This window comes from Pedobacter nyackensis (assembly GCF_032678475.1).
GTDB classification, from domain to species: Bacteria; Bacteroidota; Bacteroidia; order Sphingobacteriales; family Sphingobacteriaceae; genus Pedobacter; species Pedobacter nyackensis_A.
Genome location: NZ_JAVTSF010000001.1, coordinates 438,653 through 458,166, shown reverse-complemented (window position 1 = coordinate 458,166; position 19,514 = coordinate 438,653). Strand labels below are relative to the sequence as shown.

The following is a 19,514-nucleotide window of genomic DNA, read 5'->3' as shown; positions in this document are numbered from 1 at the left end:
ATGCTAAAAAAATGGAGAAAAAGTTATTTTTTGTCATTAATAACCTTTATAGTGGTGGGGCAGAAAGGGTAGTATCGACACTGGCTAATGAATTTAACAGGCAAGGCTTTAATGTTTTTATTGTTTGTCTAAATGAGGCTGAGGTGGGATACCGAATTTCCCCTGAAATCACTATCATAAACCTCTTAAAAAAGAGGACTGGAGAAAGTGTTTTTAACAGGTTGAAATATGCATCATTGATCTATTTAAGGTTATTCAGATTACTACTCAGGGAAAGGCCAATTTGCGTTGTATCTTTTATGACTACTTCTAATTTGTGGACGGGATTAGCTTGTAACATGATTAAAGTTCCCTACATCGTATCAGAAAGAACAACGCCGGAAAATACGATTAATTCGTTTAATTATTTTTTGAGAAAACTCACATTTTTAATCTATAAAAAGTCTAAGACTGTTGTTATTCCGGCAAAAGGAATTGAAGATTGTATCAAAAAAAACCAAACTTTTAGGAAGTTAAAAAACACTAAAATTATTTGCAATCCAATAAATAAATTTCAATCTCCATCCAATAAAAAAGTTTCTAAAAGAAAGTTTATCCTGGGCGTAGGGAGGCTTTCCTACATTAAGGGCTTCGATCAGTTGATAGAAGCATTTAGTAAGGTTGGATCAGATGATATTGATCTAATAATTGTAGGCGACGGCAGTGAATATGAAAATTTAAATCTACAGATTGAAAAATTAGGTCTGAAAAGTAGAGTTAAACTGATCGGTACAAAAGATAATTTACAAGACTACTATAGCCAGGCTGAATTATTCGTTTTACCATCTAGAAATGAAGGATCGCCAAACGCTTTGATAGAAGCCATGAGTTTTGGCTGTGCATGTATTGCTATGGATTGTGAGTTTGGGCCATCTGAATTAATTGAAAATGAAAAGAATGGAATGTTGGTTGAGGCCGATAATATTTTAGAACTAACTTCTGCCATTCAAAATTTACTTAGTAACGCTGAATTAAAAGAAAGAATTGCTAGAAAAGCTCAATTAATACATCAAACGAATTCTCTTGAAGATGTTTTTATAAAGTGGAAAGACTTAATCTTATCTAATACATAAACACTAAAAAAAATAGCTATGAACACAAAACGTACATTTGATATCTTATTGTCTGCAATAGGATTAACAATACTCAGCCCTATTTTTGTAATAGTTGGTTTGCTCATCGTTATGGATTCAAAAGGAGGGGTATTCTATCGACAGATTCGTGTTGGAAAGAATGTTCAGGATTTTCCGCTTTATAAATTCAGAACAATGTATGTACACGAAACTGACCAGCAGTTACTTACAATTGGCGATCACGATGCCCGGATTACCAGAGTTGGGTATTGGCTGAGAAAGTATAAATTGGATGAATTACCTCAGCTATTGAATGTTTTAAGAGGTAACATGAGTCTGGTTGGTCCCCGGCCTCAGGTACGTAAATATGTAAATCTCTATAGCGATGACCAGCTAATGGTACTTTCAGTTAAACCTGGAATTACTGACTGGGTTTCGATTCAATTTTCTAATGAAAGTGAACTTTTGGCGAAAGCAGATGACCCAGAGCGATTTTATGTAAACGAATTGATTCATCTGAAAATAAGCCAGAATCTTGAATATATCCATAAAAATGATATATGGATTGATTTGAAAATTATACTCCTGACAATAAGGAAGATTGTGGTAAGGTAAAATAGCAGGACTCATGGCTAGGATGAAAATTGTTCATATTCTCGGCGACCTTAGAAGAGGTGGAGCGGAACGCTTTGTGGTAGACTTATGTAATGAGCTAGCGCAAAATGAACAATATGAAATATATCTGGTTTCTCTAGGTGAGAACGTTGAGAAATCGACCTTTATTAGTGAGGTCAGTAGTAAAGTAAACTACCTGTCTTTCCATAAGAAAAGAGGTTTAAGTTTAAAGGTTCTTTTCAGATTGACCTCCTGGTTAGTTGAACAAAAACCAGCTATTGTTCATACCCATTTACATACTTTTGAATATCTGGTGCTTTATAGATTCATAAGTCGTAATTGCAGGTTTTTTCATACCGTTCATTCAATAGCCGAAGCAGAGTGCCCGAATTTTCTAATCAAGGCATTTAGAGAATTGCTATATAGAAGCAATAAAGTAACACCTATTGTAGTTTCAGCAGATGGTAGTGAGTCATTTAGAAAATATTACGGGATGAAAAAAGTAACCGTAATTGAAAATGGTCGTCCATTTTTAATGCTAACCGATAAAGCGCCATTACTGATTAAAGAATATAAACAAGATAAGAACTCGTTCCTTTTGGTTCATGTAGGAAGAATTATGAAGGTGAAAAATCAGCTGTTAATGATTAAAGCTGTACAGAAGTTTAATGCAATAGAAGAAAAGAAATGCAAACTACTACTAATTGGAGACATCCGCGATCAATCGTTGTATCAACAATTGTATGAGGCGACTGGAAATGACGGGTTTATTGAATTTTTAGGGGGAAAAGATAACATTGCTGATTATTTAAATATTGCTGATTTTTTCTGTCTTTCCAGTGTTTACGAGGGAATGCCTATCTCTTTAATAGAGGCACTGTCGGCCGGTTGTATATCTATTTGTACTAAGGCAGGTGGCATTAAAGATATGATCGAAAATGAAATTAATGGCTTTTTAAGTACTGATAACAGTGTAGATTCATATTATCAAACGATAAAAAAAGCAGTCTTTTATCCCGATAAACAACGAATTAAAGAAAATAGCTTTAATTCATTCAAATTGAACTATCACATAGGAGCTTCAGGGCAGAAACATTTCCAGGCATACAATCTAGGTCTTATACAATAAGTATCCCATAGAGTTTACATCATCAGATTTGTATCATGGAAATCTCGTTATTTAATCTTGAATCAAAAATGAACAAGGTAATAGATAGATATTTTGGCGCAGATAAGTGGAATATTGGTTTTGTAGAGCAATCTATTGAAGATTTAATCTGCAAAAAAAAATTCAATGGGAAAGTCATTTGGTTGGAGGAGGATAAGGCCGATTATTCAGCTGATCCATTTGTAGTAAATATAAATTCAAACCTTTTCATTTATTATGAAGAACTTAATTTTTGGAAAGTTAAAGGTAAGATTTCGAGAATTAACAACTTTAATTTTGATACCAAGCAAAACGTAACAGGCTTTAGTCCAGATGATATTCACTTTTCGTATCCATACGTTTTTGAAGAAAAATCAAATTTTTATTGTATTCCCGAAACTGCCGATGCCGGTGAAGTAAGTTTATACCAATTTAGTCAAGAGAATTATACTCAGCTTAATAAAAAACGGGTTTTGTTGGAAGGATCTCGATATGTTGACACCTCTATAGTTCATTACAACGGGAGATATTGGTTGTTTACAAATATAGATGGTAAATTAAATGATATCTATATATATCACTCAGACTCCTTAGAGGGAGAGTTCAAACCACATGTGTTAAATCCCATTCAGGTTGATACCAAAAGCTGTCGGGGTGCTGGTAACTTGTTTACAGTTGGAGGGCAACTTTATCGGCCTACTCAAAACCTTGAATTACGTTATGGAGGATCTATCATAATCAACAAGATTTCAGAACTTTCTGAGCGATCATTTAAATCCGAGATAGATTTTGAATTATTACCGGAGGGACCTTATTTAGAAGGTATGCACAATATAAGTTTTGGAAGTAATCTGATTGTTGTAGATGGGAAAAGAAGAAGACACTCGGTAATTACTCCCGTACACAGATTGTTAAAAAAGATCACCAACCGGAAACTATTTTCAACCAAAATAGGTCAGGAATAGAAGCTATTATTTTAAAAAAATGGAATCAAATTCAGACAAATTACTATTCGTGTCAATGTCGGATACCGTTGGAGGCGCAGAAAATATTTTATGTATGGTTGCAGCGGAAACTGGTAGTCCCATAATTTTTCTGAAACACATAAAAAAATCCAGATTATTTGTGCCCGGATGGTTGAAAGTTAGCTACCTGACTAACGGGCTTATGTTGATAGGTTTTCTAAAGCTTATTAAGGCTCTTTATCATTATAGAAAGGATTACACCATTATTAGCACACATCCTTATCTTAACTCGTATTTAGGTATGCTTAAGCGAATTGGGTATATAAAATCGGATTTGCTTGTCCGCGAGTGCACCTCCGTATTTACCCGCTACAAAGGAGTTAAAAAATGGACCTATCAAATAGCATATAAATTAGGTTATCCAGCTGTCAATCTAATTATCTGTCAAACAGATATAATGAAGAACCAGCTGTTGGAACAGAATAAATTCATTCCAGAATATAAAGTCTTAACAAAAGGAAACCCAGTGAACTTAAATCATATATTGAAAAAAGCAGAGGAGCCTTTAAATGAAAAGATTGTTAATTCCGATTTTATTTGTTCAGCTGGAAGATTAATAACTGAAAAGGGCTTTTCAATATTGATAAATGCATTTGCAAATATTGCATTGCAACATAGTAATTTAAAATTGTTAATACTAGGAGAAGGCACCGAAAGGAGAAATCTTAACAATTTAATAAAAGATATTGGTCTTGAGGAACGCGTAATTCTTATGGGGCATATTGATAATCCTATACCATATTTCAAAAAGGCAAAATTATGTGTCGTTTCCTCAGTTAGAGAGGGATTCCCAAATGTTTTACTAGAAATGATGGCTGTAAGTGCTTCCTCTGTAGTTTCAACATTATGTGCAGGAGGTATTGAAGCTATACCCGATATCATTAAAGTTAAAGCTAATAATGTTCATGCGTTAACGGAGGCAATTAATTCTGTTCTATGCGACAATTCCAAAAACAATGTTATAGAAGATTACTTTAAAGATCGTACACCAAAAAATTATATAAATTCAATTTTAAGGGAAGCCAATAGGCTCCGTCCTAAATGTACTGACGCCACCTTAACGGTAGTTGATTCTTATTGATTGTAAAAAAGAGCCTTAATTCTCTTCGGCTTGACACTACGAATATTTCAAACATTATTTAAAACCAAAGAATTATGAAAGTTTTAGTAACAGGTACAGCCGGTTTTATCGGTTTTCATTTGGCAAAACGTTTATTAGAAAGGGGAGATGAGGTTGTTGGCGTCGATAATATTAATGACTACTACGATGTGAATTTAAAATATGCCAGATTAAAAGAACACGGAGTATTGCAAAAACAAATTCGCTATGGCGAAGAAGTAAAAAGTGAAAAATATTCTGGTTATAAGTTTATCAAGGCAGATCTGACGGATAGAGCTGCACTGCAAAATATATTCGACGAACATAAATTAGATGCGGTTTGTAATCTGGCCGCTCAGGCAGGGGTTCGTTATAGTCTAACCAACCCCGAGGCCTATATAGAATCAAATATTAATGGATTTTTAAATATCTTAGAATGCTGTAGATATGCAAAAATTAACCATTTATTATATGCCAGTTCTTCAAGCGTTTATGGTTTAAATAAAAAAATGCCTTTTTCTGTCAAAAATAACGTCGACCATCCTGTGTCTTTATATGCAGCATCTAAAAAAAGTAATGAGTTAATGGCACACGCTTATAGCCATCTGTTTAATTTGCCTACAACTGCTTTACGCTTTTTCACAGTATATGGCCCCTGGGGCAGACCAGATATGGCTTTATTTATTTTTACCAAATCAATACTAGAAGGTAAGCCAATAGAAATTTTTAACAATGGAAATATGAGCAGAGATTTTACCTATATAGATGATATTGTTGAAGGGATAGTGCGTTTAATAGATAAACCTGCAAAAAGAAATTCCAATTGGGACGCACTTCGTCCTGATCCATCAAGTTCAAAAGCACCTTATAGTATATTTAATATTGGCAGGGGGGCTCCTGTTAGTCTTTTAGAATTTATTCAAGAAATAGAAAATAATATCGGTGTAGTTGCCAATAAGAAATATTTACCTATGCAGGATGGTGACGTTGCAGATACATGGGCAGATGTTTCAGGTTTGGAAACCGAATTAAATTATCAGCCTAAAGTATCGGTAAAAGAAGGTGTGCGTAATTTTGTTAACTGGTATAAAATGCATTATTGTGCTCCAGAATATTCTATAAGCCCAGCTATGATGGAAACACAGTTTCAACATGCAATGTGGCGGCTCTGATTTTAACCATTGGTTAAGTTGTGTCTGATTGATCTCATTAAAAAATTATATTTTGAAAACTGTAAACCGCCTTTACAATATTGTGAAGTAAAATAAACAGTGCTGAGAGCACGTAGAGCTATTTTATTGAAAAAATTGATATCCATTTCTTAATTTGCTTTGTAACTTTTAGGATACAATCTTTTTTCGCGAGTCGCGTTAGAAGATTAATTTTAAAAAACAAAGTTATTAATGGAAAGATTTAAAGAAAAATTAAAAAGAGTGTGTATCCTGGGTTTACTACTATCTACAGCTTTAACATTTAGCCAATGTAAAAAGGATGGTGTAGATAATTTAATTACCGACGTTCCTACTTCTGTAGATACACAAAGCGCAGCTCCCGTAAATTCAAGCGTATTCAATGTTAATGTTGCAAGTGCAGTTCCCAATGAAGGTTATGCGTTTAGGATTCCAATGGATGCTAAACTTACCAGTGATTCAAACACACAACCTACTGCTTCTACCTTGAAAGTATTTGAAAATGGTGTAGAAATTGGCCCGGCACACAGTGCTCATGTTGATATCCGTACCAAAGGTAAAGGTCGTTTTAGTCACAAATCAGGTTTCTTGTATCTTTCTGCTTCGGATAATTCAAATCCAAAAACAAATGGTAGAAAATATACTTATACAGTTAATGGACAAGGAGTAACAACTCCGCCGCCGGTAAAGCCGGAAGAGCCGACTTCACCTACTGTTCCTCCGGTTAATGGAGATGAGCCAATTGGTTATGCATCTGTTAATGGTAAAACAACTGGTGGTAAAGGTGGTAAAACTGTAACTGTAACAACTTTTGCAGCTTTACAAAGTGCTGTAACTGCAACCGGCCCTGCAATCATTCAGGTTTCTGGAAAAATTACAGGTTCAGGTTTACTTAGAGTAGAATCAAATAAGACAATATTGGGACTTCCAGGATCTGAATTGGTTGGTGCTAGTTTGTTTATTTTTGGAAAGAACAATATCATCATCAGAAATATGAAGATCAGTAAGGTTAAGACCTATTCAAATATCATCATCAAAGCAGGATCACACCACGTTTGGGTGGATCACAATGAGCTTTGGTCTGAGCGCGTAAGTGACTGGGATTACTACGATGGATTACTGGATGTAGGTACTGGTGCTGATTATGTTACTTTATCATGGAATAAACTACATGACAATCATAAAGCAATGTTAATTGGATTTAGTTACAACGAACCAGAATCTGTTGGTAAACTTCATGTTACTGTACACAATAACTATTTCTATAATGTTTCAGAACGTTGTCCAAATGTAAGATATGGAACTGTTCACGCATTCAACAACTACTACGATAATGCTGGATTTGTGAGTTCTTTAATGGGGGCAACTGTAAGAGTAGATAACAATTACTTCAAAAATACAAAGCTTCCAATCAGAACTGAGCTTAGTCCGCAAGCTGGTGTTATTAGTGGTTTAAATACCAATGTATTCGATAACTGTGGTAAAAATATCATTACTACTGCAGCTTCAAGTTGGGTACCAACTTACGACTATAAAACTGGATTCAATTCAGCTGCAAATGTTCCAGGTGTTGTAACCAAAGGATCAGGAGCAACATTATAATATGTAAAAACTAATTTAAATAGCTAGAATCAAAGCCATCTGACTGTAAGTCAGGTGGCTTTGTGGTTTAACCCAATTTTTAAATTTAATGTCATGACAGCTAACAGAAAGAAAGTACTAATTGCTTGTAATTCATCCAGAACTTTATTGCAATTCCGGGGTAAGCTCATTGAAGAACTAGTGGCTAAAAACGATGTTTACGTTTTTACACCCAAGATTTCACAAGAGCATGTTAAGGAAAAGCTAAAAAGTCTGAATGTTACGGTATATGAAAATGAGTTAAAAGGGAACAATATTTCTATTTTTTCTGATCTTAAGTACATCGTTCAGCTGTATCATCTCATTAAAGAAATTAAGCCAGATATATTTTTCCCATATACATTTAAGCCAGTAATATATGGAACCGTTGTCGCGAACCTATGCAAAATAGATTGCATTACCCCCATGTTAACCGGTCTGGGTTATAATTTTACAGATAAGAACACAAAGAAACGATGGGTAAGCACAATTACTAAAGTAATGCTAAAGTTTAGTTTAAGTGCAAACAAAAGAATCCGTATCATTTTTCAAAACAGGGATGACTATCTTAGATTGGTAGCATCAGGGATAATTGGTATAAAGCACCAGGCTTTTGTCGTAAATGGTTCGGGGGTAGATCTCACTGATTATACCTATTCAGTTCCCGAGACTAAAGTTATCAGTTTTCTGATGATATCTCGTTTAATCAATGCAAAAGGCGTTAAAGAGTTCTACGAAGCTGCAAAACTGGTCAGGGAAAAATTTCCTGGGATAAAATTTAAGCTCATAGGCGCTTACGATGGTAATATCGACGCCATTGATCCTGAATTGTATGCCAATATCCGATCAGGAGAAGTGATCCAATACATTGGACAGGTTGATGACGTTAAGCCTTACATCAGAAACGCTTCTATTGTAGTCTTACCTTCCTATTACGGTGAAGGTGTTCCGAGATGCATACTGGAAGGCATGGCGATGGGAAGAGCGGTTATTACCTGCGATTCCGTTGGGTGCCGGGAAACCATCAATCCTTCTGCAAAGCAGCCCAATGGCTTTTTAATTCCAATAAAAAATATTTCAGCTCTTGCAGCAAAGATGGAACATTATATTAATCATTCCAGAGATATTCTTGTCTATGGGCTTAACGGAAGAAGATTTGCCAAACAGAAGTTTGACGTCAATTTAGTTAATGCAGCAATGCTTAAAATTATGGAGCTGAGCTAACAAACATAAAAAAAATGGCTAATACGCAAGATGCTTTGGTTAACACCAAATACAAGATCATCACCGAACCCGAAAAATGGGCTGGCTATCTGAAAAAGTCAGCCGATCACGACATCTATCACACGCTCCATTATCATAACCTCGATAAAAGAGGCGAGCCAATACTTTTTGTATATGAAGAAGATGATATGTTTATTGCACTACCACTTTTAAAAAGAGAAATTGAGGATGCTGATTTCTGCGATTTTACCTCAAGTTATGGATATACAGGTCCAATTTCTAACAAACAATTTAATTCTCTTAATGATAAGGTTATAGAACGTTTCAGATATTCATTTGCTGATTTTATGCAACATAATCGGGCGGTTAGTGTATTTTCCAGGCTAAACCCATTTATTGATCAACGTTTGGTGTTGAAAAAGATGGGGGAAATTCGCAATAACGGGAAGACCGTATATATTGATCTCGTTCAAACGCTAGAGGAACAACGCGGTAAGTACGATAAAAGGTTATATAGGCAAATCAGGCAACTCAGAAAAAGAAATTTTCTAATTAAATATGCCGATACACAAGAAGAGGTTCGCTTATTTACCAAGATGTATAACAATAATATGCTCAGGGTACATGCCGATCAGAGTTACTTTTTTGATGAAGATTATTTTACTAATCTTATTGAAAGTGAGGAGTTTAATTGTAGGTTGCTGTTGATGTATGATGGTCGTGAAATGATTTGTGGAGCCACAGTCATGTGGTTAGAAGGGGTAATCAGAAATCATTTATCAGCCACCAATGAATCTCATATTCACTTTTCACCAAGCAAATTGTTAACTGATGAAATTAGCCTAATAGGAAGAGAACTTGGGATGAAGTTTTTTCATCTCGGAGGAGGAGTAGGGGGGCGTGAAGACACGCTCTTTAGGTTTAAACGCTCTTTTTCCAATCTTATTCTGGAAGATAATATCTGGTGTTATGTAGCTGATGAACATACCTATAATCAGCTAATCATTCAAAAAAATGTCAAAGACAATAAAGAATACTTCCCATTGTACAGAAATGTTTAGTATAAAACGATATAGCGATGAATAATAGATTTAATTACGCAGAAGCTACACTGGCTGATTTCCAAAATGCAATTAGCCAATATGGTTGGGTAGTTTATGAAAATGCCCTGACTCTTGAATTGGTAAATAAAATTCAAGACGACTTAGTAGACGCATACCACGTCAGACGACAGGTTCAGATAGAAAATGGAATAGAGACCAATATGGAGGGGACACTTCATCATATATTAGAGCAGGAGAATTTTGGATTATATTTTCTGAACCAGATGTTCTGTAATAAGGAAATGCGACATTTTCTGGAAGGTAATTACATTTTGAATGGGATAAGTGGTGTTATTAATATGAAAAATGATCGGCCATACGTGCAAAATGTACATAGGGATTTGAGAACCTTTACTGGTGATCTAAAAATGATGATTCAAATGATCGTACTTTTGGATGATTTTACCGTCGACAATGGGGCTACCTATTTGCTGTCCGGTTCTCATAAAACAGATAACAAACCAGATGATGAATATTTTTATAGAAACGCAGATAGGGCAATAGCTAAAAAAGGGAGTATTATTTTGTTTGACTCTAATTTATGGCACGCTGCAGGGAAAAACTATACAGACAATCCAAGGAGGGTACTTACCTTAAGCTTCACTAAGCCCTATTTTAAGCCACAGTTTGATTTTCCACGTTTTTTAGGGTACGAATTCGGAGAATCTTTAAATGATAACCTACGACAGGTGATAGGTTACAATGCGCGTATTCCTGCAAACTTATCTGAATTTTATCAACCGGTGCATTTAAGGATGTATCAACCAGGACAAGGGTAATAGATTATGGAAAGCCAGACAGCTAAAACTATCGGCGGGTATTTTCAACTGACCCTGGAGCAGGGGAAGGAATATTATCCGGATCTGATTAAACTGAACACATCCAGAAATGCATTGGAATATGTGCTCATCATCAGAGGTTACACCAAAGTATATCTTCCATATTATACTTGTGAAGTAATGCTGGAGCCTATTGTTAGGCTAAATATCCAATACCAGTTTTATAGTATTAACAAAGAGTTGGAACCAATATTTGATTTTGAAATTGGGCCTACAGAATGTTTGTTATATACCAACTATTTCGGACTGAAACAAGATACGGTTAAGTGGCTTAGAGAAAATGTCGATAACCTGATTATAGACAATGCGCAGGCGTTCTTTTCAAAACCTTTACCCGGTATAGATACTTTTTATTCTTGTCGTAAATTCTTTGGCGTTCCAGATGGGGCATATCTCCAAATCGATACCGACGAACGCTTGGTGCTCGAAAAAGATAGCTCTGCCAATAGAGTGGGGCATTTAACCAGTAGTATAGATCATGGCATTGAGCATAGTTATGCCGATTTTCTGGAAAACGAGGCAAAGTTAAAAGACAATGACATTAAATCTATGTCGTACTTAACGCAGGCGCTGCTTTGTAATGTCAATTACAAGGAAAGTAAAAATAAACGAATTGAAAATTTTAAGTTTTTAAATGATAACCTGTTTTTGGCTAATGAATTAGCTGTAGATTTTCCGGATGAGGTACCTGCAATGGTATACCCGCTATTGGTCTCAAAAAAAGGTATAAAAGCAAAATTGATAGAAAAAAAGATATTCGTTCCTACCTTTTGGCCAAATGTACTCAAATGGACAACAGATGATATGTACGAGTATAAGCTAACCAAACGTACTGTTTATTTGCCTGTAGATCAGCGGTATGGTTTAGATGATATGGCATATATGGTCGATGTTTTAAAAAAGATAATATGAATGTATTGATCTATTTAAGGCCGCTCGAACTGGCCGACGCCAGGGTCTCATACAAATGGAGAAATAATCCTGAAATTTGGAAATACACTGAGTTTAAACCTGATCGGCATATTTCACGTGAGATAGAAACAAAATGGTTGAGCAGTAAGTTGAAGAAAACGAATGAGAAGAGATTTGCGATTTGTCTGTTGACCAACAAACAATACATCGGAAATGTACAATTGATAGATATTGATCATGAAAAAGCCTGGTTTCATATATTCATTGGAGAAAAAAAGTATTGGGGAAGGGGAATCTCACAGAAGGCAACAACGATCGTATTGTACTATGCTTTTTCAGAACTCAAATTAAAAAAAGTATTGCTGGAGGTTAATTCATTAAATATTCCTGCATGGAAACTTTATGAGAAGATCGGCTTTACGTATACTGGTAAAAACGAAAAAAGTGGTTTTAGAGAAATGACGATTACCAAAGCTGCATTTAGCAGCAAAAACCCATCATTCGGTTTATAGAAACAGCTTCATTTTGTGTCTAAATAATAGGTGTATGAAATATTTGAAATTCGTCATTCTGCTATTGATCTTATGTAATATTCCTGGTTATTCATTGGTACATTATAGTGTCAGTCTTGGTACTATTTTAAACTACTGCATCTTTCTTTCTATCATTGTTTATTACTTTTTATCTAAAAAGGAAAAGCCCAATGCCCACTTTATTATCTTCGGAATCTTATTTTTTTTAATCTCTATAATTGTCAATGCTCAATTTTCCGAGACACTTCTAAGCACATTTATAAAGTACTTCATTTTTATAATCATGATGTCAACAGTACTCAGAGATGTTAAAAATGAGGAAATATATGGCATATTACTAATTGGGTGTCTAAGCATAATTTACGAAGCTATTTTTGTAACAAAAGCTGGAGATATAAGTAGCGGATTATATCTAAATGCAAATTTTGCCGCCTATGTCTGTGTTTTAGGTTACTCGATGGGCTTAACCGTTAACAACAAAAATCTAAAAATCATCGGACAGATCTTGTTTACAGTTGCAGGCCTGGTTACCTTCTCTATAACATTCCTGGTAGTTTGGCTGTTAATTAATCTTTTGTCCGTATTTGCAAACACCAGGAACATAGTTAAGCTTGCTGTATGTCTGGTTTTTCTGGCTGCATTTATTTCGTTTGGCGATAAATTACACCTTAACACACAACGAATGAATGCTTTTTCGGGTGTTTCTGGTGCAACGATAGAGGGTAAACTAAATGAAGGAGCAGGAACTGAAACATGGACACTTTATTATGATAAAATTTTGAAGAACCCGATATGGGGTAATGGATATGGTCAGATTGCGGAAGGAGAGGATATTCATTTTACAATTCAGGTTGATGTACACAATACATTTTTGATGATTATGGGAGAAGCAGGCATCTTTGCGTTGTTCTATTTTTTGTGGATATATGGATATGTTACCATGAGTAGTCTCCATTTTTTTGAACAAAATCCTTCTATTTTTTATGTGTCATTTGCATTGATCTTTTATATGTTAACCAGTCATAAGTATTTTGATGATTACCTGGTGTTGTTTACTTCATTGTGGTTATACCAGGAAGTCTATAAGATGAAAAACATAGGTTGGCGTAAGACCAGGGTGATCATCAGATCAGCCAGTAAGTTTAAAGAATCTCGAGAAGAAGAACTATTAAAACAATACCATTTAAATTAAAACATAGCGATCATGATTAAAGTTATCACCTTGGCCCAAAAAAACGAATGGAATTTTTATGTTAAAAATGCCTTTGTTTATGACTTTTACCACACCTGGTATTATCATGCATTAGATCAGAGTGGCATTGCAATGCTCTTTGTTTACGAAGAGGGGAATGATTACATCGCATTTCCATTCTTGAAAAGAGAAATTCCTGAGACACATTTTTTTGATTTAAGTTCTGTTTATGGTTATGTTGGACCCATATCCAATAAAGAAAATCAAAATATCAATTGTGAGCTGATCAGCAGTTTTAAAGAAGCATTTTTAGATTTTCTTAAACGTGAACAGATTGTTTCGGTTTTTTCAAGACTTCATCCATTTTTTAGTCAGGATAGGTTGATAAATGATTTTAATGGAACTCATGAAAATGGTAAAACCGTGGCACTTGATTTGGGACTGCCTATTGATGATCAGCGTAAAAAATATAGCTCAGATACATATCGGGCGATAAAAAGAAGTTGGAAAAAGGGGCTTTATATTAAAGAAAGTAAGGGGATAGAAGATATCGAGGTTTTTATGGAAATATATACAGAGAATATGCAACGTATTCATTCTACTGATTATTATTTGTTTAATCGGCAATACTTCGTTGATCTGATAAATTCCGATGAATTTGATTGTCGTTTATTGTTGGTTTGTTTCGAAGAAGAAGTCATGTGTGCGACACTTATTACTTTTACCCATGGTGTCATTCAAGGTCATTTGATTGCTACCAAAAGTGCTTATTTAAATGAATCACCTGCTAAGTTTTTAGTCGATGAGATTTCGTTACTGGGCAGAAAAGAAGGGATGAAATATCTGCATCTCGGAGGTGGGGTTGGCTTTAAAGAAGATACTTTATTCAGATGGAAATCATCCTTTTCAGATCTTCATATGGATTACAAAAGTTTGCGATATATAGTTAACCAGTCAGTCTATGATTCTTTAGTTGATAAACTTGGAATTGACAGGAATACAAATGTTGATTTTTTCCCATTATATCGGTCTGTAGCAAACGCTATGAGTATAGCCGATATCAAATAAATACCAACTCCAGAAGGGAAAATCGGAGGGGATAGAAAGTATAATTTAAGGAAAAGTTGGCTTCTTTAGGTTTGCTTTGTAACTAAAATTTTCTTATCTTAGATAAGTAATCATCTGGGGTAAGTCTTTTATCAATCTATTAGTAAATTTAAATTAATTGCGATGAGTTTAAATGTAGGTCAGGTAATTGAGCGCGCTGTGAGGGCGGATCATGTAGGCGTAAGTGAGCTTTCTAGAAAATTACAGGTAAGTAGACGAACCATATACAATTGGTTTCATCAGGAGACACTCAGTCTTGACATCATTTGTAAGATAGGGAGTGCAATTAAACACGATTTTTCTAAAGAATTTCCCGACGACTTTGCCAGGTTAAACGGTGAGAGTATTTATAATGACCGTCTTTTTATGGGGGCTGATACCAAAGGAGAAGAAGCCTTTTCTAATTCAGTTAGTTACTGGATGAATAAATACATCAGATTACTCGAAAAATACAATGAGCTCTTGAGCCGTAACTCACATTCAAGTAGTCACGAGTACTAAAAGAAATACCTGCCAATTTCAAAAAAAAAGGAAGCTATCTCGATTTGAGATAGCTTCCTTTTTTTTTGAAATTAATAAGGGAAATGTAGGGTTTGCTATATGGTTTTCTATACCAATTTATTTCAGTGATTTTAGGTCATTGATTTCGGTTTCAATTTTATCTGCAATGATTACACCAAAGTTTTTCTGTTCAGTAGGTATTGTAATGTTATAATTTTGGGTTCTTTCAATGATACGACAAATCATATCTAAATCCGGGAACGTTAAACTATGATAAAGTGGGAGGCACGATATCCTTTTTACCACATCGTCACATACAGGCATTTTTACCTGTTTAACATAGGGAAGGGTGGAAAGGGCCGGCGAAAAGTACCTGCGGCAGTATATCTTTGCAAGTTCCAGTTGTTCCATACATTTAATTCTTAACTCTTCTGTATCAAACAACACCGGGAAGTAGGCATAGTTATAATCCTTGTTCTGATTCAATTTCGGGAATCTGGCATTGATATTTTTTAGCCTTGTGAAATAGTGTTCAGAAAGTAGTTTTCGTTGTGCCAGAATTTCATCTACATGTTTTAGGTTACACAAACCCATAGCAGCATGGAATTCACAATTTTTGCCATTTACACCCAGGCTGGCGAATTCCTCCGGACCATTGTGTCCAAAGTTTCTGAGATATAACATCTTTTTAAGTAAATCCGGGTCCCGGGTAAAAACAGCACCACCTTCAATGGTATGGAACAATTTAGTCGAATGAAAACTGGTTGCACTGATGTCTCCGTATTCAAACACAGATTTGTTTTTATACATTGTACCAAAGCAATGTGCAGCGTCATAAATAACTTTTAAGCCATATCTGTTTGCAATTTGCTGTATGGCATCTATGTCGCAGGGGTTGCCATAAACATGCGTAGCGAGTATTGCAGACGTTTTAGGTGTTATGGCAGCTTCTATTTTAGTTGGATCAATGTTAAACGTCTCAGGGTCAATGTCTACATACACAGGCTCGCAGCCTTCCCATACAATACTGCTGGTAGTAGCTACATAGGAAAATGGCGTAGTAATGATTTCTCCCTTAAGTTCCAGAGCTTTTATAGCAAGCTGTAGCGCAAAAGTACCATTACATACATAAAGTAAGTGTCTAATACCTAAATACTCTTTAAGTTTTAATTCAAAGTCGTTTAATAATGGACCATTATTAGTCAGCCATTGACGTTCCCAGATACTGTCCAGGTATTCTTTAAATTCATCTTCTCTAGGAAGAAAAGGTTTGGTTACCGGAATCATTTTTTTAGAATAAGGTGGTTGGATCACTGCTTCTTTGAGGTAGCGTAAAGGCCGCCAGCAGTCAGACGGCTACACTCAATTTTAAATTGCCGTGCTCAGCATTACATTGTTTATAGGTGTACTGCTAACCAGAGCACAATTCAAATGGTCAAAAACCATCAGTACATTTTTTCCCTGTACTTTAATGACCGTACCTTCCTGGTTATAGAAGATGCCACTTTTAATACGGATCCGATCACCAGGATTAAGCTCCTGAGAATCGATGACCTCAAAATCGCCCTCCGTCCTTAACAGGTGTTCTATTTTTTCAATTACACTGTCCTTTATTACAGCTGGTTTGGCCATGTAGTAAATGAAATTTAATACACCTAAAGTTTGTCTTACTTTATACTCCTCGCGCTCACTGACCCAAACAAACACATATCCGCTAAACAAGGGAAAGTCGACTGACTTTTTTCTGTCCGACCATTGACTTGTAACCCTTTTAAGCGGACAATACGATTTTATGTCCTGCAATTTTAGTAGTCTGTCTACTTTTTTTTCCCAACGGGGACGAGTGTAAACAACTAGCCAGCGTCTGTTCCAGGCGGTCCGGCTACCGAACGAATTTTCCATATCAAGAATATTTAGAGTGCAATGGCAATTAGGGATGGCCAATACTAAAAGCGCAGAGCTTCGCTACATCACTCACGTAATCTCTTCTCTTTAAAGCTCGATATTTAGGGATAACTCAATATTTTTTTGACAATTCTAGTCCATATCCGTATCCACCGTATCCATAGGTATTCGTATTTTCTAATTTTGCATCATTAAAAACCACCATAGGATTGGTCAGTTTTTTATAGTAAATTATATCTTTTAAAACATTCAGTTGCAATTTGTTTGTGTAATTATAGCGGACAAGGTATATACTTACGTCGGTATAGGGCGATAAGCTAAAAGCATCAGCAACTTGTCCAACAGGAGCAGTATCAATAATCACATAATCAAATCTTGATTTCAGTTCTTCAATCAAATGACCAATTTTTGGGTGCATCATAAGTTCTGCAGGGTTATCAGGTATGGTACCACAATCAATCAGTACTACGTCTTTGTATTGTCTTGATTGCAAAAGCAAATCATCGATAGTGAGATCATCATCTAACAAATAATCGGTAATCCCAATTTTGGATTGTAGCTGCATTTTCTGTAACAGTTGTGGTGCACGCAGATCAAACTCCAGCATTACAACTTTTTTATTGACAGATGCAAGCGTCATTCCAAGGTTAATCGAGAAAAATGTTTTTCCCTCTGACTTCATGCAGGAAGTAATCAGTAATACCTGGTCCGGTAAACCGCCATTCATAAAATGAAGGTTGCTTCTAATGTACCTGAACAATTCGGAAATGGTTGATCTGCTGTTTTGTTCAATCACAGCCGATTCATTCTTTTTCAAATGATTTACCACCCCTAAAACGGGAACGCCAGTGTACAATTCAATATCTTTTACATCCATTACCTTGCTGTTCAACACCGACTTACCATAAAAGAACATGGCAGGAGCACAGCAACCTACAAGTCCGGCAAATAAATAGACCAACTGTTTTTTGGGACTAACCGGAACACTGTTGTAAGCCGGTTTATCAACAATCTGGGAAGTAGGCATAGTGCCTGAAAGTGAAAGTGTTGTTTCCTCTCTTTTTTGAAGCAGATATTTGTACAAACCGGCTTTAACACTTTGTTCTCTACTTCTTTCCAGAATCCCACGCTCTACTGCCGGAACCGAACGGATTTTGGAGTTGAACCTGGATGACATGGCTTGTAGGTTACTACGTTCAATCTGCAAACCTCTTTTTATATTCTGAAGATTCTCCTGGATGTCTGATTTTAAACTTACCAGTTGAGCTGTGAGATTTTGTACAAGCGGACTGGCCTCTTCAGCAGTACGAAGCATTCGTGTCCTTTCCTGCTGTACAGCGTTGAATTTATTGGTTAGGTCATTTAGGGTATTGTTATTGATGTTTAACGAACTCGGCACAAGGTTAAGATTACCCTTTTGCATATACCTTTCCAGTGATCCTAAAACGCGTAATTGTGCATCAGTAGAAGAGAGAAGCTGACTGTATTCGCCTGATTTCAATATATTCATTTCCGCTTCTACACCAACGTCAGATATCATGTTGTTCTGTTTATAGTTTTCTACGTCCTGTTCAACAACTGATAAATCTTTGCTTAGATATTTCAACCTATTGTCTATAAAGCGTATGGTGTTTACTGCAATGATATTTTTCTTAACTACATTCTCTTCATTATATGTATTAATCAATAAAGTTAGAATGTCTAAACCTCTTTGAGGGACATTGTCATTTAGGCTGACGGTGATTGTATTTCCTTCTTTTACGATAGGCTGGATCGTTAGTCCTTTTAAACTATAAAACTCAGCCATCAGGTTTAGGTCTTTAAATCGTATGTCGACAGGATTAGTGTTTTTAGCAAAATTCGGACCTTTATTTACTATTATTTTGTAGCCTGGTTTTTGTATAGTTTGTCCGTAAGGTAATTCCCAATGCTCATCTTTGTCTTCCAGTAGAAAGGTGCTTGCTGTTGCTGGTTTTATAGTTAGTTTTTTGCTATACCCCAGCTGATTTATACCCAATAGTTTCACATTTATCGGTAAATTACTGCCATATAATTCTGTTTTTTTTAAACCATTTTTTTGAAAATATGAAGTTTCTAAGGATAATGTTTTTAAGATCGGTCGAATGAGATCTTTTGAACGAAGAACCTCCATTTCATTATCAACTTTTTTATCAGTTTTAAACATATTCAGATCACTGAACGCTGTTCCTTTTACCTCACCATCGCCTTTTTTATCATCCTCCATCAATAAAGTACTACTGATTTTATAGACCGGCGGTGTGCTTTGCAGATAGAGATAGGCACCTAAAAAACATAAACCAATAGAGAGGATAAAGATATACCAGTATTTGGCATACTTCTGTACGGTTTCCTTTAGGTTTTTTATCATT

18 protein-coding genes are annotated in these 19,514 nt (G+C 35.5%); 15 read left to right on the top strand and 3 right to left on the bottom strand.

The window, feature by feature from the left end:
• Nucleotides 1-11 precede the first annotated feature (11 nt).
• From R2Q84_RS01880 to R2Q84_RS01810, 15 genes are all read left to right on the top strand, one after another.
• Nucleotides 12-1,112, top strand: a complete 1,101-nt coding sequence (locus R2Q84_RS01880) for a glycosyltransferase (RefSeq protein ID WP_316814823.1) — start codon at nucleotides 12-14, stop codon at nucleotides 1,110-1,112.
• Between the two features lie 18 nt (nucleotides 1,113-1,130).
• Complete coding sequence (locus tag R2Q84_RS01875; RefSeq protein ID WP_316814822.1) at nucleotides 1,131-1,727, top strand: sugar transferase; 597 nt, start codon at nucleotides 1,131-1,133, stop codon at nucleotides 1,725-1,727.
• Between the two features lie 13 nt (nucleotides 1,728-1,740).
• Nucleotides 1,741-2,856, top strand: a complete 1,116-nt coding sequence (locus tag R2Q84_RS01870; protein ID WP_316814821.1) for a glycosyltransferase family 4 protein — start codon at nucleotides 1,741-1,743, stop codon at nucleotides 2,854-2,856.
• A 68-nt stretch (nucleotides 2,857-2,924) separates the two neighbouring features.
• Nucleotides 2,925-3,839 (top strand): hypothetical protein, encoded by a 915-nt coding sequence (locus tag R2Q84_RS01865; protein ID WP_316814820.1) that lies wholly within the window; start codon nucleotides 2,925-2,927, stop codon nucleotides 3,837-3,839.
• A gap of 19 nt (nucleotides 3,840-3,858) precedes the next feature.
• Nucleotides 3,859-4,980, top strand: coding sequence for a glycosyltransferase (locus R2Q84_RS01860; protein WP_316814819.1), 1,122 nt, complete (start codon nucleotides 3,859-3,861; stop codon nucleotides 4,978-4,980).
• 74 nt (nucleotides 4,981-5,054) lie between these two features.
• Nucleotides 5,055-6,170 (top strand): NAD-dependent epimerase, encoded by a 1,116-nt coding sequence (locus R2Q84_RS01855; protein ID WP_316814818.1) that lies wholly within the window; start codon nucleotides 5,055-5,057, stop codon nucleotides 6,168-6,170.
• A 231-nt stretch (nucleotides 6,171-6,401) separates the two neighbouring features.
• Nucleotides 6,402-7,790, top strand: coding sequence for a pectate lyase (locus R2Q84_RS01850; protein ID WP_316814817.1), 1,389 nt, complete (start codon nucleotides 6,402-6,404; stop codon nucleotides 7,788-7,790).
• Between the two features lie 93 nt (nucleotides 7,791-7,883).
• The gene (locus R2Q84_RS01845) at nucleotides 7,884-9,032 is read left to right on the top strand and encodes a glycosyltransferase family 4 protein (RefSeq protein WP_316814816.1); all 1,149 of its coding nucleotides are present in this window, start codon (nucleotides 7,884-7,886) and stop codon (nucleotides 9,030-9,032) included.
• A 14-nt stretch (nucleotides 9,033-9,046) separates the two neighbouring features.
• Nucleotides 9,047-10,093: a GNAT family N-acetyltransferase gene (locus tag R2Q84_RS01840; RefSeq protein WP_316814815.1), complete on the top strand. Its 1,047-nt coding sequence runs from the start codon at nucleotides 9,047-9,049 to the stop codon at nucleotides 10,091-10,093.
• A gap of 17 nt (nucleotides 10,094-10,110) precedes the next feature.
• Nucleotides 10,111-10,914: a phytanoyl-CoA dioxygenase family protein gene (locus tag R2Q84_RS01835; protein WP_316814814.1), complete on the top strand. Its 804-nt coding sequence runs from the start codon at nucleotides 10,111-10,113 to the stop codon at nucleotides 10,912-10,914.
• 6 nt (nucleotides 10,915-10,920) lie between these two features.
• On the top strand, nucleotides 10,921-11,886 hold the full coding sequence (locus R2Q84_RS01830) for a hypothetical protein (protein WP_316814813.1): 966 nt from the start codon (nucleotides 10,921-10,923) through the stop codon (nucleotides 11,884-11,886).
• On the top strand, nucleotides 11,883-12,398 hold the full coding sequence (locus R2Q84_RS01825) for a GNAT family protein (RefSeq protein WP_316814812.1): 516 nt from the start codon (nucleotides 11,883-11,885) through the stop codon (nucleotides 12,396-12,398). The genes R2Q84_RS01830 and R2Q84_RS01825 overlap by 4 nt, the downstream gene beginning before the upstream one ends.
• 304 nt (nucleotides 12,399-12,702) lie before the next feature.
• On the top strand, nucleotides 12,703-13,611 hold the full coding sequence (locus R2Q84_RS01820; RefSeq protein WP_316814811.1) for a hypothetical protein: 909 nt from the start codon (nucleotides 12,703-12,705) through the stop codon (nucleotides 13,609-13,611).
• 12 nt (nucleotides 13,612-13,623) lie between these two features.
• Nucleotides 13,624-14,679: a GNAT family N-acetyltransferase gene (locus tag R2Q84_RS01815; protein WP_316814810.1), complete on the top strand. Its 1,056-nt coding sequence runs from the start codon at nucleotides 13,624-13,626 to the stop codon at nucleotides 14,677-14,679.
• A gap of 162 nt (nucleotides 14,680-14,841) precedes the next feature.
• Nucleotides 14,842-15,219 (top strand): helix-turn-helix domain-containing protein, encoded by a 378-nt coding sequence (locus tag R2Q84_RS01810; RefSeq protein WP_316814809.1) that lies wholly within the window; start codon nucleotides 14,842-14,844, stop codon nucleotides 15,217-15,219.
• Nucleotides 15,220-15,336: 117 nt separating this feature from the next.
• Here the strand turns inward: R2Q84_RS01810 and R2Q84_RS01805 are convergent, their stop codons facing one another.
• From R2Q84_RS01805 to R2Q84_RS01795, 3 genes are all read right to left on the bottom strand, one after another.
• Nucleotides 15,337-16,506 (bottom strand): DegT/DnrJ/EryC1/StrS family aminotransferase, encoded by a 1,170-nt coding sequence (locus R2Q84_RS01805; RefSeq protein WP_316814808.1) that lies wholly within the window; start codon nucleotides 16,504-16,506, stop codon nucleotides 15,337-15,339.
• A gap of 81 nt (nucleotides 16,507-16,587) precedes the next feature.
• Nucleotides 16,588-17,121: a UpxY family transcription antiterminator gene (locus R2Q84_RS01800; RefSeq protein ID WP_316814807.1), complete on the bottom strand. Its 534-nt coding sequence runs from the start codon at nucleotides 17,119-17,121 to the stop codon at nucleotides 16,588-16,590.
• A gap of 115 nt (nucleotides 17,122-17,236) precedes the next feature.
• A complete protein-coding gene (locus R2Q84_RS01795) occupies nucleotides 17,237-19,513 on the bottom strand; it encodes a GumC family protein (protein WP_316814806.1) in 2,277 nt (758 codons plus the stop codon).
• Between the last annotated feature and the right edge of the window lies 1 nt (nucleotide 19,514).

Coding starts and splice junctions, on each gene's coding strand:
- R2Q84_RS01880 (WP_316814823.1), top strand. CDS start 12: ATGGAGAAAAAGTTATTTTTTGTCATTAATAACCTTTATAGTGGTGGG.
- R2Q84_RS01875 (WP_316814822.1), top strand. CDS start 1,131: ATGAACACAAAACGTACATTTGATATCTTATTGTCTGCAATAGGATTA.
- R2Q84_RS01870 (WP_316814821.1), top strand. CDS start 1,741: ATGGCTAGGATGAAAATTGTTCATATTCTCGGCGACCTTAGAAGAGGT.
- R2Q84_RS01865 (WP_316814820.1), top strand. CDS start 2,925: ATGAACAAGGTAATAGATAGATATTTTGGCGCAGATAAGTGGAATATT.
- R2Q84_RS01860 (WP_316814819.1), top strand. CDS start 3,859: ATGGAATCAAATTCAGACAAATTACTATTCGTGTCAATGTCGGATACC.
- R2Q84_RS01855 (WP_316814818.1), top strand. CDS start 5,055: ATGAAAGTTTTAGTAACAGGTACAGCCGGTTTTATCGGTTTTCATTTG.
- R2Q84_RS01850 (WP_316814817.1), top strand. CDS start 6,402: ATGGAAAGATTTAAAGAAAAATTAAAAAGAGTGTGTATCCTGGGTTTA.
- R2Q84_RS01845 (WP_316814816.1), top strand. CDS start 7,884: ATGACAGCTAACAGAAAGAAAGTACTAATTGCTTGTAATTCATCCAGA.
- R2Q84_RS01840 (WP_316814815.1), top strand. CDS start 9,047: ATGGCTAATACGCAAGATGCTTTGGTTAACACCAAATACAAGATCATC.
- R2Q84_RS01835 (WP_316814814.1), top strand. CDS start 10,111: ATGAATAATAGATTTAATTACGCAGAAGCTACACTGGCTGATTTCCAA.
- R2Q84_RS01830 (WP_316814813.1), top strand. CDS start 10,921: ATGGAAAGCCAGACAGCTAAAACTATCGGCGGGTATTTTCAACTGACC.
- R2Q84_RS01825 (WP_316814812.1), top strand. CDS start 11,883: ATGAATGTATTGATCTATTTAAGGCCGCTCGAACTGGCCGACGCCAGG.
- R2Q84_RS01820 (WP_316814811.1), top strand. CDS start 12,703: ATGATGTCAACAGTACTCAGAGATGTTAAAAATGAGGAAATATATGGC.
- R2Q84_RS01815 (WP_316814810.1), top strand. CDS start 13,624: ATGATTAAAGTTATCACCTTGGCCCAAAAAAACGAATGGAATTTTTAT.
- R2Q84_RS01810 (WP_316814809.1), top strand. CDS start 14,842: ATGAGTTTAAATGTAGGTCAGGTAATTGAGCGCGCTGTGAGGGCGGAT.
- R2Q84_RS01805 (WP_316814808.1), bottom strand. CDS start 16,506: ATGATTCCGGTAACCAAACCTTTTCTTCCTAGAGAAGATGAATTTAAA.
- R2Q84_RS01800 (WP_316814807.1), bottom strand. CDS start 17,121: ATGGAAAATTCGTTCGGTAGCCGGACCGCCTGGAACAGACGCTGGCTA.
- R2Q84_RS01795 (WP_316814806.1), bottom strand. CDS start 19,513: ATGATAAAAAACCTAAAGGAAACCGTACAGAAGTATGCCAAATACTGG.